Annotated in this window: 14 protein-coding genes; 10 read left to right on the top strand and 4 right to left on the bottom strand. The window is 34.0% G+C overall.

Annotated elements, in window-relative coordinates; translation table 11 throughout:
- Nucleotides 1-51 precede the first annotated feature (51 nt).
- From AC1Q5Z_RS08200 to AC1Q5Z_RS08190, 3 genes are all read left to right on the top strand, one after another.
- Nucleotides 52-1,557 (top strand): cellulase family glycosylhydrolase, encoded by a 1,506-nt coding sequence (locus AC1Q5Z_RS08200; RefSeq protein ID WP_492444281.1) that lies wholly within the window; start codon nucleotides 52-54, stop codon nucleotides 1,555-1,557.
- A 114-nt stretch (nucleotides 1,558-1,671) separates the two neighbouring features.
- Complete coding sequence (locus AC1Q5Z_RS08195) at nucleotides 1,672-3,618, top strand: sialate O-acetylesterase (RefSeq protein ID WP_343584968.1); 1,947 nt, start codon at nucleotides 1,672-1,674, stop codon at nucleotides 3,616-3,618.
- A gap of 164 nt (nucleotides 3,619-3,782) precedes the next feature.
- Nucleotides 3,783-6,239, top strand: a complete 2,457-nt coding sequence (locus AC1Q5Z_RS08190) for a glycoside hydrolase family 95 protein (protein WP_492444279.1) — start codon at nucleotides 3,783-3,785, stop codon at nucleotides 6,237-6,239.
- A 106-nt stretch (nucleotides 6,240-6,345) separates the two neighbouring features.
- Here AC1Q5Z_RS08190 and AC1Q5Z_RS08185 read toward each other — a convergent pair whose 3' ends face one another.
- The gene (locus tag AC1Q5Z_RS08185) at nucleotides 6,346-6,894 is read right to left on the bottom strand and encodes a CvpA family protein (RefSeq protein WP_343584972.1); all 549 of its coding nucleotides are present in this window, start codon (nucleotides 6,892-6,894) and stop codon (nucleotides 6,346-6,348) included.
- Nucleotides 6,895-7,138: 244 nt separating this feature from the next.
- Here AC1Q5Z_RS08185 and AC1Q5Z_RS08180 point away from each other — a divergent pair, with 244 nt between their 5' ends.
- The 6 genes from AC1Q5Z_RS08180 to AC1Q5Z_RS08155 all read left to right on the top strand — a co-directional run bounded on the left by AC1Q5Z_RS08180 (nucleotide 7,139) and on the right by AC1Q5Z_RS08155 (nucleotide 11,653).
- Nucleotides 7,139-7,495, top strand: coding sequence for a hypothetical protein (locus AC1Q5Z_RS08180; protein WP_111377556.1), 357 nt, complete (start codon nucleotides 7,139-7,141; stop codon nucleotides 7,493-7,495).
- A gap of 139 nt (nucleotides 7,496-7,634) precedes the next feature.
- The gene (locus AC1Q5Z_RS08175; RefSeq protein ID WP_343584974.1) at nucleotides 7,635-8,084 is read left to right on the top strand and encodes a hypothetical protein; all 450 of its coding nucleotides are present in this window, start codon (nucleotides 7,635-7,637) and stop codon (nucleotides 8,082-8,084) included.
- An 84-nt stretch (nucleotides 8,085-8,168) separates the two neighbouring features.
- Nucleotides 8,169-9,188 carry a phenylalanine--tRNA ligase subunit alpha gene (locus AC1Q5Z_RS08170; protein WP_198855280.1) on the top strand — a complete coding sequence of 340 codons (1,020 nt, stop codon included), beginning with the start codon at nucleotides 8,169-8,171 and terminating at the stop codon, nucleotides 9,186-9,188.
- Between the two features lie 91 nt (nucleotides 9,189-9,279).
- Nucleotides 9,280-9,687: a hypothetical protein gene (locus AC1Q5Z_RS08165; protein WP_111287353.1), complete on the top strand. Its 408-nt coding sequence runs from the start codon at nucleotides 9,280-9,282 to the stop codon at nucleotides 9,685-9,687.
- A gap of 136 nt (nucleotides 9,688-9,823) precedes the next feature.
- Entirely contained in the window at nucleotides 9,824-10,600 is a 777-nt protein-coding gene (locus AC1Q5Z_RS08160) for an isocitrate lyase/PEP mutase family protein (protein WP_343584978.1), read from the top strand.
- Between the two features lie 6 nt (nucleotides 10,601-10,606).
- Nucleotides 10,607-11,653 carry a bifunctional transcriptional activator/DNA repair enzyme AdaA gene (locus AC1Q5Z_RS08155; RefSeq protein ID WP_343584980.1) on the top strand — a complete coding sequence of 349 codons (1,047 nt, stop codon included), beginning with the start codon at nucleotides 10,607-10,609 and terminating at the stop codon, nucleotides 11,651-11,653.
- A 161-nt stretch (nucleotides 11,654-11,814) separates the two neighbouring features.
- Here AC1Q5Z_RS08155 and AC1Q5Z_RS08150 read toward each other — a convergent pair whose 3' ends face one another.
- The 3 genes from AC1Q5Z_RS08150 to AC1Q5Z_RS08140 form a co-directional block, all read right to left on the bottom strand.
- Nucleotides 11,815-12,810, bottom strand: a complete 996-nt coding sequence (locus AC1Q5Z_RS08150; RefSeq protein ID WP_198855283.1) for an NAD(P)H-dependent glycerol-3-phosphate dehydrogenase — start codon at nucleotides 12,808-12,810, stop codon at nucleotides 11,815-11,817.
- 352 nt (nucleotides 12,811-13,162) lie between these two features.
- Entirely contained in the window at nucleotides 13,163-14,320 is a 1,158-nt protein-coding gene (locus AC1Q5Z_RS08145) for an iron-containing alcohol dehydrogenase (protein ID WP_198855284.1), read from the bottom strand.
- A 179-nt stretch (nucleotides 14,321-14,499) separates the two neighbouring features.
- Nucleotides 14,500-15,261: a type 1 glutamine amidotransferase domain-containing protein gene (locus AC1Q5Z_RS08140; RefSeq protein WP_492444274.1), complete on the bottom strand. Its 762-nt coding sequence runs from the start codon at nucleotides 15,259-15,261 to the stop codon at nucleotides 14,500-14,502.
- A gap of 86 nt (nucleotides 15,262-15,347) precedes the next feature.
- Between AC1Q5Z_RS08140 and AC1Q5Z_RS08135 the strand changes: the two genes are divergently transcribed.
- Nucleotides 15,348-16,253 carry a LysR family transcriptional regulator gene (locus AC1Q5Z_RS08135; RefSeq protein WP_286964985.1) on the top strand — a complete coding sequence of 302 codons (906 nt, stop codon included), beginning with the start codon at nucleotides 15,348-15,350 and terminating at the stop codon, nucleotides 16,251-16,253.
- The last annotated feature ends 11 nt before the right edge of the window (nucleotides 16,254-16,264 follow it).

Genomic DNA, 16,264 nt, shown 5'->3' with positions numbered 1-16,264 from the left:
CTAAAAGCTGGCGTTGATTTTAAAAACTTAACTTAACTTAAACCAAACGAAATGAAAAAAACAATCAAAGACTATATCTTGAGTTTTGTATTATGTTTTGCTTTTTTAGGCGTTTTAGCCTGCAGTTCAGAGAAAGAAAGCACACCGGAAACAACGATAAAAACACTTACTGCAAGTACCAATAAAATTGATTTTGACGGCAAAGAAAATACTTCAGATATCACTATTAATTCAGAAGCCGCAGTTTGGAATTTGTCTAGTTCTGAAAGTTGGTTAAAAGTGAGCCAGGCAACTGGAAGTAAAGGAAGTGTAATTGTTAGAATAACGGCTTCTGCCAATACAGAAACGACTACCAGAACAGCTTCAATCACGTTAAGCTCAAGTGAGGCAAAAACGGTGACAATAGCGGTTTCGCAAACGGCAGCTACAGTTGTTGCAGGTTTGTATCCTAGTTATAATACCAATCCAATTGCGGCAGATGCTTCTGGAATGGGAAGTTCTGCTGTTGAATTGGCTGCAAAAATTAAATTAGGGTGGAATATTGGAAACACTTTGGAAGCAACTGGAGGCGAAACTGCTTGGGGAAATCCAAAAGTAACAAAAGCTTTGATTGACGCTGTAAAAGCAAACGGATTTAATGCTATTCGTATTCCATGTTCTTGGAATCAAAATTTAGAAAATGCTACAACGGCCAAAATCAAAACAGAATGGCTTGATAGAGTAAAAGAAGTGTTACAATATTGCGTAGATAATGATATGTATGTAGTCGTAAATATCCATTGGGACGGCGGTTGGCTAGAAAATAATATCACAGAAGCTAAAAAAGTTGAAACGAATGCAAAACAAAAAGCTTTCTGGGAGCAAATCGCAACTCATTTACGCGGATTTGACGAACATTTACTTTTTGCAAGCGCCAACGAACCAGCGGTTGAAGATGCAACTCAAATGGCAGTTTTGACTTCGTATCACCAAACCTTTATTGATGCTGTTCGTTCTACTGGAGGAAAAAATGCAACTCGTGTTTTGGTAGTTCAAGGGCCAACAACAGATATCGAAAAAACAAACAAATTAATGACTACATTGCCAACAGATAAAGTTGCAGGCAGAATGATGGTCGAAGTGCACTACTATTCTCCATGGAATTTTGCTGGTTTAACCAAAGACGAAACTTGGGGTAAAATGTTCTATTACTGGGGAGCAGGATTTCATTCTGCAACCGATACTGAACGAAATCCAACTTGGGGCGAAGAAGCCGATTTAGAAAAGAATTTCAAATTGATGAAAACACAGTTTGTTGACAAAGGAATTCCAGTTCTTTTAGGAGAATTTGGAGCAATTAGAAGAACAACTTTAACTGGAGATGCTTTGACTTTACATTTAAACTCAAGAGCCTACTATTTAAAAACGGTAGTTAAAACAGCAAAAGCAAACGGATTATTACCTTTTTATTGGGATGAAGGAAGCCTAGGAAACAACGGTTTCGGAATCATGGATAGAAGCAATAATACCGTCTTCGATACACAAGCTTTAAACGCTTTAATAGACGGATTAAAGTAAAAAAATTAGTTTAAATCCTATAAGTGATATAAATAAACTTAAGCGCAATTATACGTAAAAACTTAAAATGACTTATATCACTTATGTGGTTTAAAAAATATTTAAATTAAAAAAATGAAAAAGAGTGTAATATTTATTTTTCTGTTAATTAGTGTTTTAGCTAATGCTAATGTGAGAATGCCTTTAATATTCTCTGACGGAATGGTACTCCAAAGAAACAAGCAAATTCCGATTTGGGGTTTTGCAGATGCAAATGAAAGTGTAGAAATTCATTTTAACAAACAAATCAAGAAAACTACGGCTGATAAAAATGGAAAATGGACGATAAATTTAGCTGCTGAAAAAGCCGGCGGACCATTTGAATTAATCGTAATTGGAAAAAATCAAATTACTATTAAAAATGTTTTGGTTGGAGAAGTTTGGATTTGCAGCGGACAATCGAATATGGAATTTCAGGTTTTCAAAACTATGAATGCTGAAAAAGAAATTAGCAGTGCCGATTATCCAATGATTCGTCATTTTGGCGTTGCACAAGATTTAAGCGGAACTCCAAAAGACGATTTAAAACAAGGTAAATGGGAAGAAGCTAACAAAGAAAATGTAGGCAATTTTACAGCGGTTGGATATTACTTTGCTAGAAAACTTTATTCAGAATTAAAGATCCCAATTGGAATCATCAATACTTCTTGGGGCGGAACCAATGTAGAAACTTGGACAAGCCGTGAAGCTTTCGAAAAAAGCGACGAGTTTAAATCGATGATTGCTAATGTACCAACGGTAGATATCAATGCCATTTTTGAAACCTATAAAAAATCGGTTTTAGATAATCTTAAAAAAGTACAAGGTTTTGATGTTTCAATGGAAAACGAAGAGCAATTCAAAAATCTAGATTTTCAAGATAAAAACTGGCCAGAAATAAAAGTACCATCACTTTGGGAAAACCAACAAATCGGAAATATAGACGGAATTGTTTGGATGCGAAAAACAATAGTTTTAACAGCAGAACAAGCCAAAAAAGAAGCCGTTTTACATTTAGCAAAAGTAGATGATGAAGACAAAACCTTTGTAAACGGCGTTGAAGTTGGAACCAATAATCTTTGGGATGCCAAAAGAATTTACAAAATTCCAGCAAACGTTTTAAAAGAAGGTACAAACGTAATCGCCGTAAGAATTACAGATTACAGTGGCGGCGGCGGAATCTATGGCGATCCAGAAGATTTAAACATTGATTTTAAAGATTCAAACTTTCCACTTGAAGGACTTTGGAAATTCAACGTTATTAAAGTAAGAATCGAAGTTTCGCCAAACAGTTATCCGTCATTATTGTACAATGCAATGGTAAATCCGTTAGTGCCTTATGCGATGCAAGGCGTTTTATGGTATCAGGGAGAGGCGAATGTTTGGAGAGCAAAACAATACAAAAAAGCATTTCCGTTAATGATCAACGATTGGAGAACCAAATTTAGACAAGGCAATTTTCCATTTTATTTTGTGCAATTATCCACTTTTGACGAATTTGGCGGCAACAGCCAAAAAGGAAGCCGTTGGGCAGAACTTCGCGAAGCACAATCTCAAACTTTAAAATTACCAAATACTGGAATGGCTGTTACAACCGATATTGGAAATGCAAAAGATATTCATCCAACCAACAAACAAGACATCGGTTTGCGTTTGGCAGCAATTGCGATGAATAACATTTACGGCAAAAAACAAGTTCACAGCGGACCAACTTATAAATTTCAAGAAATAAAAGGAAACCAGATTATCTTAAGTTTCGATAATATTGGCAGCGGATTATCAACGCCAAACAATGACGAATTAAAAGGTTTCGAAATTGCAGGTGCAGACAAAGTTTTTCATTCCGCGAAAGCGATAATTAAAGACAACAAAATAATCGTTTCAAGTGATCAAGTTCAAAATCCCGTAGCAGTTCATTATGGCTGGGCAGATGACGATACGGCGATTAATCTCTTTAATAAAGAAAAATTCCCTGCATCGCCTTTTAGAACGGATAATTGGGAAATGATTACGGCAAATGAGAAATATGAAGTGAGCAAGTAGTTCGTAGTAAAAGGCAAAGAAAACAAATTGATGATGTTCCGTTAGGAACATTTCATCGGTAGCAACGGATGAAATCCGTTGATCAAAATGGATATAATAAAAAAATGTTCCGTAGGAACATCTGATCGGTAACATAAAAACGTTCCAAAATGAATTTAACCTTTATGAAAAAAACATTTCTCTTCTTACTTCTCACGTTTTACTATACAACCATTTCGGCGCAATCCAAAAATGTTTTATGGTACAAACAACCCGCAGAATTCTTTGAAGAAAGCTTGGTTTTAGGAAACGGAAAAATGGGAGCAACCGTGTTTGGAGGAGTAAATTTGGATAAAATTTATTTGAATGATATCACACTTTGGTCTGGCGAGCCCGTCTATCCATACATGAATAGCAATGCATCTAATAATCTGCCAGCAATTCGTGATGCATTTAATAAAGAAGATTATAAGTTGGCTGAAGAATTGAATAAAAAAATTCAAGGGAAAAACTCAGAATCTTATGCGCCCCTTGGAACATTGGAAATAAAAAATCATCATACAGGAGAAGTTTCAAATTACTACAGAGAGTTAGATCTTTCGAATGCGACTTCAAAGATTACTTATGAAATTAATGGTGTAAAATTTACGAGAGAATATTTTGTTTCGGCTCCAGATCAAATTATGATTATTAAATTGACAAGCAGCAAAAAAGGTGCTTTAAATTTTGACATAGAAAGCAGCAGTTTGTTAGAATCAAAGGTTAAAATTAAAAAAAATGTTCTTTCTCTTAGTGGGCGCGCTCCAATGCATGAGAATCCTGGTTATTTTAAATATACTCAGGAGTATCTTCCAGCAGGTTATTTTGATAGGGAGAAGGCATTAGCTAATCTGAAAAAAGAAACTTTAAAAGAGCAAAAGATCATTAAAGGGACACGTTTTGCCTCTCTATTAAAAATTAAAAATACTGATGGAACAATAGTAAACACAGATACAACTTTGGGTGTAAAAAATGCAACAGAAGCAATAATTTATGTTGCTGTAGCAACCAGTTTTACAGGATTTGATAAATCTCCATCAATTGATGGAGTAGCAGAGCCAATTGCAAAAAAAGAATTAAATAATGCTTTTACAAAGTCATACGACAAATTAAAAGCCGCACATATTGCTGATCATCAAAAATTCTATAATCGTGTTACTTTAGATTTAGGCAAAACTACAGCGCCAGATTTACCAACAGATGAACGTTTATTACGCTACGCTGACGGAAAAGAAGATAAAAATCTAGAAATCCTCTATTTTAATTATGGGCGATATTTGCTAATAAGTTCTTCAAGAACAATAGGCGTTCCAGCTAATTTACAAGGACTTTGGAATCCATATTTAAATCCGCCTTGGAGTAGTAATTATACAATGAATATTAATCTGGAAGAAAATTATTGGTTGGCAGAAAATACCAATCTTTCAGAAATGCATCAGTCACTTTTAAGTTTTATAAAAAACCTTTCGGTGACTGGAAAAGTTACTGCTGAGACTTTTTATGGAGTGAAGTCGGGTTGGGCAGCAGCGCATAATTCAGACATTTGGGCGATGACCAATCCGGTTGGACAATTTGGAAAAGAAGATCCAATGTGGGCTTGTTGGCCAATGGCAGGAGCATGGTTGAGTACACATATTTGGGAACATTATATTTTTACTAAAGATCAAGATTATTTAAAGAATGAGGGATATCCTTTAATGAAAGGCGCGGCAGAATTTTGCATGGGATGGCTAGTAGAAGATAAAAAAGGAAATTTGATTACAGCTCCATCAACTTCGCCTGAAAATCAATATAAATTGGCAGATGGTTTTGTAGGAGCAACGATGTATGGAGGAACAGCCGACTTGGCAATGATTCGTGAATGTTTCGATAAAACGATTAAAGCTGCTAAAATTTTAAACATTGATGCTGAGTTTGTAAAAAAAATGGAAGCAGATTTAGCCAATTTGCATCCATACCAAATTGGTAAAAAAGGAAATCTTCAAGAATGGTATTTTGATTGGGACGACAATGATCCAAAACACCGTCATCAATCACACTTATTCGGACTTTTTCCTGGCGACCATATTACGCCTTTAAAAACTCCAGATTTGGCTGAAGCTTCTAAGAAAACTTTAGAAATAAAAGGTGACGAAACCACTGGTTGGTCAAAAGGATGGAGAATCAATCTTTGGGCAAGACTTTGGGACGGAAATCGTGCTTATAAAATGTTTCGAGAATTACTTCGCTACGTTGATCCAGACGGTAAAAAAACAGAAACGCCAAGAAGAGGAGGAGGAACATATCCGAATTTATTCGACGCACATCCGCCATTTCAAATTGATGGTAATTTTGGAGGTACGGCCGCAGTTGCAGAAATGTTAGTTCAGTCAGACGAGAATGAAATTCGATTACTTCCCGCTTTACCAGATGCTTGGTCAGAAGGTTCTGTAAAAGGAATTTGCGCTAGAGGTGGGTTTGAAATTGAAATGAATTGGAACAATAAAAAGCCAGAAAAAGCAATTGTTTCTTCTAAAAATGGAGGAAAAACAACTTTGATTTATGGAGATAAAAAACAAGAGGTTGTTTTGAAAAAAGGAGAAAAGAAAGAAATCAATTTTTAAAAAGATATTCAATTTTATAGTTAAACCCGACAGGTTTTTTAAAACCTGTCGGGTTTATTTATTTGTAAACGAGAGCCTTCAACTTCGTTCAGCCTGACAAAATGAATTATTCCTTGTTTGTGGCTTGCTCTTGATCTTCTGATTTCTCAGAATGATCTTTTTTAAACGTTTCGTACCATTTCTCAATTGATGGATAAACAAAAGCAGCGACTTTCTTTACTGGATTATAAAAAATAGATTTGTCTAAAGTTTCTTCTTTGGCAAAAGTGTGATTGAAATTGATCTTTTCGAACAAAGCAATAAAAATACTTAAAATAAGAATCGTTTTTAATATCCTGAAAAATCCGCCGCCAAGTTTGTTCATCCAACCTAGCATGGCAAAATCGGCAATTCCCGTTAATATTTTCGCTAAGAAATAAACGCCAATTACAACTAAAATAAAAGTCAGGATAAAAGCCGTAATCTGAATGTTGGTCGGATTCCAAGAAACATGTTTTGAAATCCATCCTGTCATTAACGAAGAAAATTTAATCGCAAGATAAATTCCTAACAGCAAAGAAATAAAAGAAGCAACTTCTACAAAAAGCCCGTTTTTAATGCCTTTGTACAAACTATAACACAAAAGTGCACCAACGATAATATCAAAAAAACTCATGTTTGGGTTTGGTGTTTAATGAGGCGCAAAGATATATCTTTTTTTAGGTTCAAAGGTTGATAGTGACAAAGGTTGAGAGGTTTTTGCTGTTCTGTTTTTCGATGTATTTATTTTTTTTAGGTACATTGAGTTTGAACTCTGTATCTTTGCAAATCAAATTTAGAGTTCAGATTGCATTCTGCCCCCTTCAGAAGTGATTTTTAAATCAGCAATCTAAAATCTACAATCTAAAATCATAAATTAAATGTCTAGAGATACACAATTAAAAGAGCGCTGGGAAAAGCTCGTTGATATACTTTCCAATCAATTTTCGCAAGGCGAAGATCTAGATTTGGATGCCATAATTTACCTAATCGGAGTTCAGGAGTACGGAAAAGTACACCGTGAATATAAAAAAGACGAAAAACTGAATTTAATGCACATTGCCATCTGTCGATTGCTAGAACCATACGGATTTTATGAATTCGAATATTTCGACGATGAAGGCTGGCCTCATTACAAAGTAAAAGAAAATTTACCGCCGTTAAAAGCCGGTGAGCAATCTGTTTTAATGAAAGAAGCGATAGTAAGTTATTTTTTAGAAAGAAAACTTATTGAGTAGAATTTTTAGTTTACAGTCTCGGTTTGCAGTGACTGAGACTGAATACTGAAAACTAAAGAAAATGTGTAGATACGCAATGACATCTTATAAACCTCATTATGCTTGTTTTAATTGTCGAAAGACTTTTAAAAGAAGATTGATGGTTGATATAAAAAAAGGAGAAGCATCGGCTTTTGAAGCCAAATGTCCGCAATGTGGTGAATTTATGGCAAACATGGGACTAGATTTTGAATCGCCTAAAAAAGACGATGTCAAAAAGTGGGAGCATATTAAAAGTTTATTTTCTGTAGGCATTACGTTTCACTCCTGCGGTTGCAGCGGGCCTGGTTATATTCCGAGTTCAAAAGAAAAATTAATGGAGTATTTTGAAGAGATCAAAAAAAGATATATTGAAAATATGGATTTTTGGCGCACCAGAATTGAACCAACAAATAAGCAAGAAAGAGAACGGGATTTAAATAAAAACTGGCATAAATTAAGCAGTATTTCTCCTAACTACAAAAAGGAAATAGTAACCAATCAGGAAGGTTTAGATTATTGGCATGTAAAGATTAAACAAGTTGAAGAAAAGTTAAATCTGATAAAATAATTTACAGAAAACCTAAAACTGCGAGTGTGACCACGCACTTTCAACTAAAAACACTAAATTTGTACTCTCAATTATCGAAGGAAAATGATAGATAAGATAAAACAGCACATAGAGGAAGCTAAAGCCTTTAATGAGAAGAATAAAGAATCGTTAGAACAATTCCGTATTAAATATTTAGGAAGTAAAGGTTTGCTGAAAGAACTTTTTACTGAATTTAAAAATATTCCAAACGACCAAAAAAAGGACTTTGGACAAGTTATAAATACTTTAAAAGCTGTTGCTGAAGAAAAAGTAAGAGTTATTCAGGAAGAACTTGAAAGTAAAGAAGAATCAAAAGGTATTTTTGGAGATTTAACGCGTGCGGCAGAACCCGTAATTATTGGTTCTCGTCACCCAATTTCTATCGTTAAAAATCAAATCATCGATATTTTTGCTAATATCGGATTTAACGTTTCTGAAGGACCAGAAATCGAAGATGATTGGCACAACTTTACCGCATTAAACTTGCCAGAATATCACCCAGCACGCGATATGCAGGATACGTTTTTCATTCAGACCAATCCTGATGTGTTGTTGCGTACGCATACATCATCTGTTCAGGTGCGTTATATGGAAAATCATAAACCGCCAATTCGTACAATTTCTCCAGGACGCGTTTTCCGTAACGAAGCGATTTCATCTCGTTCACACTGTATTTTCCATCAAGTGGAAGGATTGTACATTGACAAAGATGTTTCTTTTGCCGATTTGAAACAAACGTTACTTTATTTCACAAAAGAAATGTTCGGAAAATCTAAAATTCGCCTTCGTCCGTCATATTTCCCATTTACAGAGCCAAGTGCCGAAATTGATATTTATTGGGGATTAAAAACGGAAACTGATTACAGAATTACAAAAGGAACTGGTTGGTTAGAAATTGGAGGTTGCGGAATGGTAGATCCAAACGTTTTGAAAAACTGTGATATCAATCCAGATGAATACAACGGATTTGCTTTCGGAATGGGAGTAGAGCGTATTGCAATGCTTTTATACCAAATTGGCGATATTCGTATGTTCTACGAAAATGATGTTCGTTTCTTAGAGCAGTTTAAAGCAAATATTTAATTTAAGTCATAAAGTTGTAAAGTCGAAAGTCAAAAGTCTCAGAGTGATGGCTTTTGACTTTCGACTTTCGACTTTAAAACTTTTGACTCATATGAAAAAAGATATAATAATTCCAGAAGTTGAAAATGTGTTTCTAGCCGCAGTGCAGGAATGGAGCGACGATTTTATGGAAAAAGTATGGTACGCTTATTTAGTAAATGATAGTGATTTTAACTTAGATAGCGTAATGGTAGTTTCAAAAGCATTTGGAACTATTGATGGAGAGATGAAAAAAACGTCAATTCTGCGTCATGCTTTTGTTGAGGTTCCTTCGGTTTCTGTTGTGAAGATAGAATTAGTAGAAAAGAGCCTTTTAGCGCTTAATAACGAGTTTATGGTGACTTTCTTTATCGGAAATACTTTGTACGATAAGAAATTCATTTTTAAAGCCAATTCGCTTGACGAAAACAAAACGGAAGAAGTGCCGATTTTGTTTGTTGAAGGAATAATGGTAAAATAAGAAATTCTAAGAATTACTATTAAATCACGATCCTTCTATGGTCGTGATTTTTTATTTAAAAAAAATAGTTGTCAATTTTTCGGTTGCAGAAGGCTTTCGTTCAAAAGTACTTTTGTCAAAACTAAAAGAGTAAAATATGACAACAAGATTTGAAGAATTCAAAAAACTGCACTATAATGAAATTCCGCTTTTACTTGGAAATGTTTGGAATGTTCAAAGTGCCCTGCAATATGAGAAATTAGGATTTAAAGCGCTTGGAACTTCAAGTGCAGCAATTGCTTCTGATTTAGGTTATGAAGATGGCGAAAATATGCCTTTTGAGGATTATTTTTTTATGATTCGAAGAATAAAATTGGCTGTAAAAATTCCTTTAAGTATAGATATGGAAGCTGGTTATGGTGATACTGTTGAGGAAATAGTTGCAAATATTTCGAGATTGCATGAAATTGGAATAGTCGGAATTAATATTGAAGATTCGGTTGTCATCAACTCAAAAAGAGAAATAACAGAAACGAAATCTTTTGCAGCAAAATTAAAATCAATCGTAGAAAACTTAAAAAAGAAAAACATCGACATGTTTATAAATGTACGTTCTGATGTATTTCTTTTAGATTTGCCGAACAAAATAGAAGAATCTAAACACAAATTAAAACAATATGAAATGGCTGGCGTTGACGGTATTTTTCTTCCGTGTATTACAAATGAAAATGATATAAAGGAAATTGCTGAAACGACAAAACTACCCCTAAATGTAATGTGTATGCCTAATCTTCCTAATTTTGAAAAGCTAACTTTATTAGGAGTAAAGCGTATTAGTATAGGGAATTTTGCAAATGCTTTTCTAAACAAACAATTAGAAAAAGTTACTTTACAGCTACTGGAAAGAAATAGTTTTTCTCCCATTTTTGAATAATTGGTTATGGAACTTACAGATGATATAATGTATCAGGCCGCCGTAAATAAAGACACTTCTTTTGAAGGAGTATTTTTTACTGCAGTTAAAACAACTGGCATATTTTGCCGACCGACTTGTACAGCTAGAAAACCAAAAAGAGAAAATGTAGAATTTTTTACCAGTTCAAAAGAAGCTGTTTTAAAAGGATATCGGCCTTGTAAAGTTTGCTTTCCATTAGAAAAATATAATGAGACGCCTGATTTTATAAAAGAGATTTTAAAAGAGCTTTCAGAAAATCCAGCTCTAAAATTCAAAGATGCCGATTTAATCCAACGCGGAATTGAACCGAGTAAAATGCGACGATGGTTTTTAAAAAATCATAAGATTACATTTCAAGCTTATCAAAGAATGTTTCGTATTAATAGCGCTTTCAAAAAAATAAAAGAAGGAGAAAGTATTACTTCAACAGCTTTTGACACGGGTTATGAATCTTTGAGTGGTTTTAATGATTCTTTTAAATCGATATTTGGCTTTTCTCCTAAAAATAGCAAAGTGCAAAATATAATTGATCTCAAAAGAATAGAAACTCCGCTCGGAACGATGTACGTCTGTGCAGTAAAAGAAGGAGTTTGTTTGCTTGAATTCACAGACAGAAAAATGCTGGAGACAGAATTTAAGTCATTGGCAAAAAGATTGAATGCTTCAATTATTCAGGGAGATAATATCCATTTTGAAATTTTAGAAGAACAGTTAAAAGAATATTTTGAAGGAAAGAGAAAGAAATTTACAGTGCCGATTTTCTCTCCAGGATCTGATTTTCAAAATAAAGTTTGGACAACACTACAAAATATACCTTATGGAGCTGTGAGAACATATAAAGAGCAGTCTATTGCCATTAATAAACCAGAAGCAATTAGAGCTGTAGCTAATGCAAATGGCGCGAACAGAATTTCAATACTTATTCCGTGTCATCGGGTTATAGGTTCAAATGGAGAGCTGACAGGATATGGAGGCGGATTATGGCGTAAGCAATGGCTTTTGGAACTGGAGAAAAAGAATGTTGAAAGATAAAGGAAAGGAGAAAGAGGCAAGAAGCAAGAGTAAAGATTTTTATTTCAAGATAAAAAAAAGAGCCAAACTGAATTTCAGTCTTGGCTCTTTCTTGTTTATTCTATTTAAGTCTAATTAATATATAGTCTTTTCTCTTGCTTCTTGCATCTTTTAGCTAAAACTTAATCCAAAGACTCGGTCAATTTCTTGAAAACCGTTTTTGCATCTTTTCCTTCGTATAAAACAGCATAAACAGCGTCTATAATTGGTGTTTTAGCTCCGTAACCTTGATTTAGTTTATAAGCACTTTTTGTTGCATAATAACCTTCGGCAACCATACTCATTTCCATCATGGCACTTTTTACGGTGTAACCTTTTCCAATCATATTTCCGAACATTCTATTTCTAGAGAAAACAGAATATCCTGTAACCAATAAATCGCCTAGATAAGCAGAATCATTAATGTTACGTTTCATTCGGTGCACTTTTCTGATGAATTTCTTCATTTCGCGAATAGCGTTGCTCATTAAAACCGATTGAAAGTTATCGCCATAACCTAAACCATGTGCAATTCCGGCAGCAATAGAATAAATATTTTTTAGCATTGCAGCATATTCAGTTCCGATGATATCGTCTGAAATTTTTGCTTTAATATAATTTCCAGAAAGTGATTTTGCTACAACTTTAGCTTTATCAGGGTCGCCGCAAGCAATCGTCAAATATGAAAGTCTTTCTAAAGCTACTTCTTCTGCGTGACAAGGTCCTGTAATAACTCCAATATTGTAATATGGAATGTCGTATTGAATATGGAAATGTTCGCCAACAATTAAACTAGTTTCAGGAACAATTCCTTTAATCGCAGAAAAAATAATTTTATCTGATAAAGAAACCGTCATGTTTTTTAATTCGGCATCTAAGAAAGCCGATGGAATTGCAAAAATGATATAATCTGCATATTCTATCGCTTCGTTTATATTATTGGTTAATTTGAGTTTTTTGGTGTCAAATTCAACAGAACTTAAATAGTTTGGATTGTGTTTGAATTTCTCGATATGCTCTATAGCGGCATCATTGCGCATGTACCACGAAATTTCAGAAAGATTTACACATAACATTTTTGCAATTGCCGTTGCCCAGCTTCCTCCACCAATCACTGCAAATTTTAAATTTTCGCTCATTATTTTAATAATTTAAAACAAAAGTACTTAATAATGTGCTAATAAAGCAAAATCTGCTTTAAGAAATTTTGAAAACAAGCTTTAATTGCAATGACTTTCAAGAAGTTTAAGAATAAAAATATTTTTTTTAATAGCTAAACAATAAAATGATCTCACTTGCGTTATAACAATTTATAAATTAGAATTTTAATGAATTTAAAAAAAATTGAGTTAGTTAGTTTTGTTTTAGTATTTTGAAAAGGCGTTCCTAAACTTGTTAAGAACGCCTTTTTTAATGAAATTCCAATAAAAAAATTCCAAATTCCAAAAGTTTAAAATTGGGATTTGGAATTTTTAAAATTTGGAATTTATCTTAATACGAAAGTTCAACAATAGATCTTACTTTATCTAAAGTTATTAATTGTTTTTCTCCTAAACCTTTCCAACCTCTTTCTTCAAAACGATTAACGATAAAATCGGCTGTTTTAGAATAATCTTCTGTGTACTGAGAAAGTTTAGTATCCATTCCCATTGTATGAAAAAATTCAACAGTTTTGTTAATGGCTTCTTTTGCCACTTCTTCGTCAGAACCAGTTAGGTTGAAAATTCTTCTTCCGTATTGCGCCAGTTTTTCTTTTTTGCTTTCAAACATTACATGATACAAACTTGGACCAATAATAGCCAAAGTTCTCGCGTGATCAATTTCATAAAGCGCTGTCAATTCATGGCCAATCATGTGTGTTGCCCAATCACTTGGAACACCTTTTTGGATTAATCCGTTTAAAGCCATTGTACAGCTCCACATAAAATTAGAAGCCAAAGTATAATCGGTTGGGTTTTTTACAACGCCTGGACCAACTTGGATTAGAGTCTGTAAAATTCCTTCGGCAATTCTATCCTGAAGAAAAGCATCCGTTGGATACGTTAAATATTGTTCCATTACGTGTGTGTAAGCATCTACAACACCATTTTCGATTTGTCTTTTTGGTAAAGACGAAATTACTGTAGGATCACAGATTGAAAACTGCGGAAATAAAGCACTTCCTCCAGAAGATAATTTCTCTTGAGTTGCTTCAATTGTTACCACATATCCAGAATTCATTTCGCTTCCCGTTGCTGGCAGCGTTAATACAGTTCCAAATGGCATTGCATTTTCTTTAATCAAAATCCTTTTTTGAAGAATGTCAATCGGATTTCCTTCAAAATTTACAGCTGCCGAAATAAATTTAACGCCATCAATTACAGATCCACCACCAACAGCAAGAATAAAATCGATTTTTTCTGCTTTGATCACATCAACGGCTTTCAGTAAAGTTTCAAATCTTGGATTTGGTTCGATTCCGCCAAATTCTACAATTTCAAAACCTTTAAGATTATTGATTACCTGATCGTAAATTCCGTTTTTGAAAATACTTCCGCCACCATAAGCCAAAAGCACTTTTGCTCCTTTTGGAACTAAAGTAGAAAGTTTTTCAATTTGTCCTTTTCCGAAAACTAAATTCGTCGGATTGTATAATTCAAAGTTTAGCATTTTTTTTAGGTTCTAAGATGCTAAGGTTCTGAGGTTCTAAGTTTTTTTTGAAACGTAGAATCTCAGAACTTAACATTGTGATTGATTAATTTTTATTTGTAATTAGTGAATAAGAGATTGAGTTTTTTTAGGTTTTTAGAAGAACTTAGAACCTTAGTATCTCAGTCCCTCAGTCCCTTTTATTTCAATTCTTGTAGCAATTTTGCAGCTACCAATTTAGATGAAGCTGGGTTTTGGCCCGTGATTAAAAGTCCGTCGGCAACAGCATAAGGCTGCCAGTTTGCGCCTTTAGAAAAAATTGCTCCGTTTGATGCTAAAGCATCTTCCAATAAAAACGGAACTACTTTTGTCAATCCAACAGCTTCTTCTTCTTCATTAGTGAAACCGGTTACTTTTTTACCTTTTACTAAATATTCGCCTTTTACTTTTACGTTTTTCAAGACGGCAGGAGCGTGACATACAAAAGCGACTGGTTTGTTGTGTGTATAAAAAGATTCAATTAAAGCAATTGAACTTTTATCTTCAACCAAATCCCAAAGCGGACCATGACCTCCTGGATAAAATACAGCATCGTAATCTTTTTGGTTAACGGTCGAAAGTTTTAAGGTGTTTTTTAATTTCTCTTGTAAAACAGTGTCAGCATCAAAACGTTTGGTGTCTTCAGTTGCCGAAGCGGGATCGGCACTTTTTGGATCAATCGGGGGTTGGCCTCCAAGTGGAGATGCGATCGTGATATCTACTCCTTGATCTAAAAGTTCATAATATGGAGCAGCAAATTCTTCTGACCAGAATCCTGTTTTTTCTCCTGTATTGCCCAGTTTGTCATTGCTGGTTACAACAAATAATACCTTTTTCATACTCTTTTTATTTGATTTTTGAGCTTCAGCAGAAATGCTTACAGCTGTAAATGCAGTTATTGCGAATAGTGTTATTTTTTTCATATGTATTAAATTTTGAACAAATTTACAGCTAATGTGATATCAGTAAAAATAAAATAAACTATGTTTGTTATAAATAAATTTATATCATGGTAAATCTAGAATGGTACAGAACTTTTAAAGCAGTTTACAAAAACGGTAATTTTTCAGTGGCTGCGAAGGAATTATTTATGAGTCAGCCTGCGGTTAGTCAGCAGATTTCAATGCTTGAAGCACACGTGGGAAATAAATTGTTCAATCGGAAATCCAAAGGAGTAGAACCAACCGAATACGCTAAGTTACTGAATAATTTGATAATAGACGCATTAGATCGTCTCGAAAGTGTTGAAGTTGGCTTTAGAGCAAAAGCCGAAGATGCAAACAGATTAATTTCTGTTGGAATTTCAAAACATCTTTTTGACTGCGTTGGTAATCTATTAATTGCTAAGTTTGATTTAATCGATTTTACTTTTGCAGAAAACGATGAACTTTTTGCATTGGTAGATGCTAAAAAATTAGACTTTGCTATAACAACAAAAAGATTTGACACTTTTGATACTACTTATGAGATTGTCGGAAAAATAAAATTGATTTTGGTTGCTCCAGTAAGTTTAGATATAACCGAATTCCGCCAAAAATTAAAAGCAGACAATTATACAGAAATAGAGCAATGGCTGAATACGCAGAAATGGTATAGTCATGACGCACGTATTCCGCATATAAAATTATTTTGGCTGCATGCTTTCAATAAAAAAAGACCTTCTATGGTGCCTAATTACATTATTCCTTCAGAATCTGAAATGCTTAGGCTTTTGTCTAAAAATGATGGAGTTGCTGCTACTTGGAACTGTAATGCAAGAAATTTTATCAAGGAAAATAAGTTGCAGTTGTTATGGAACAGTTTTCATGTGCCAGAAGAATTTGTGTATTTATTAGCTCCAAAAAATAATAACTTAAAGTCGTTTTTTGATATTATTGAAAAAGAACTGAAATTGTTTTTTGGAAATAGATTGTAGTTTTTTTATTT

This window comes from Flavobacterium sp. GW823-FHT06G12, from assembly GCF_058794775.1.
The sequence above is the reverse complement of the archived record's forward strand: the minus strand, read 5'-3'. Positions and strand labels throughout refer to the sequence as shown.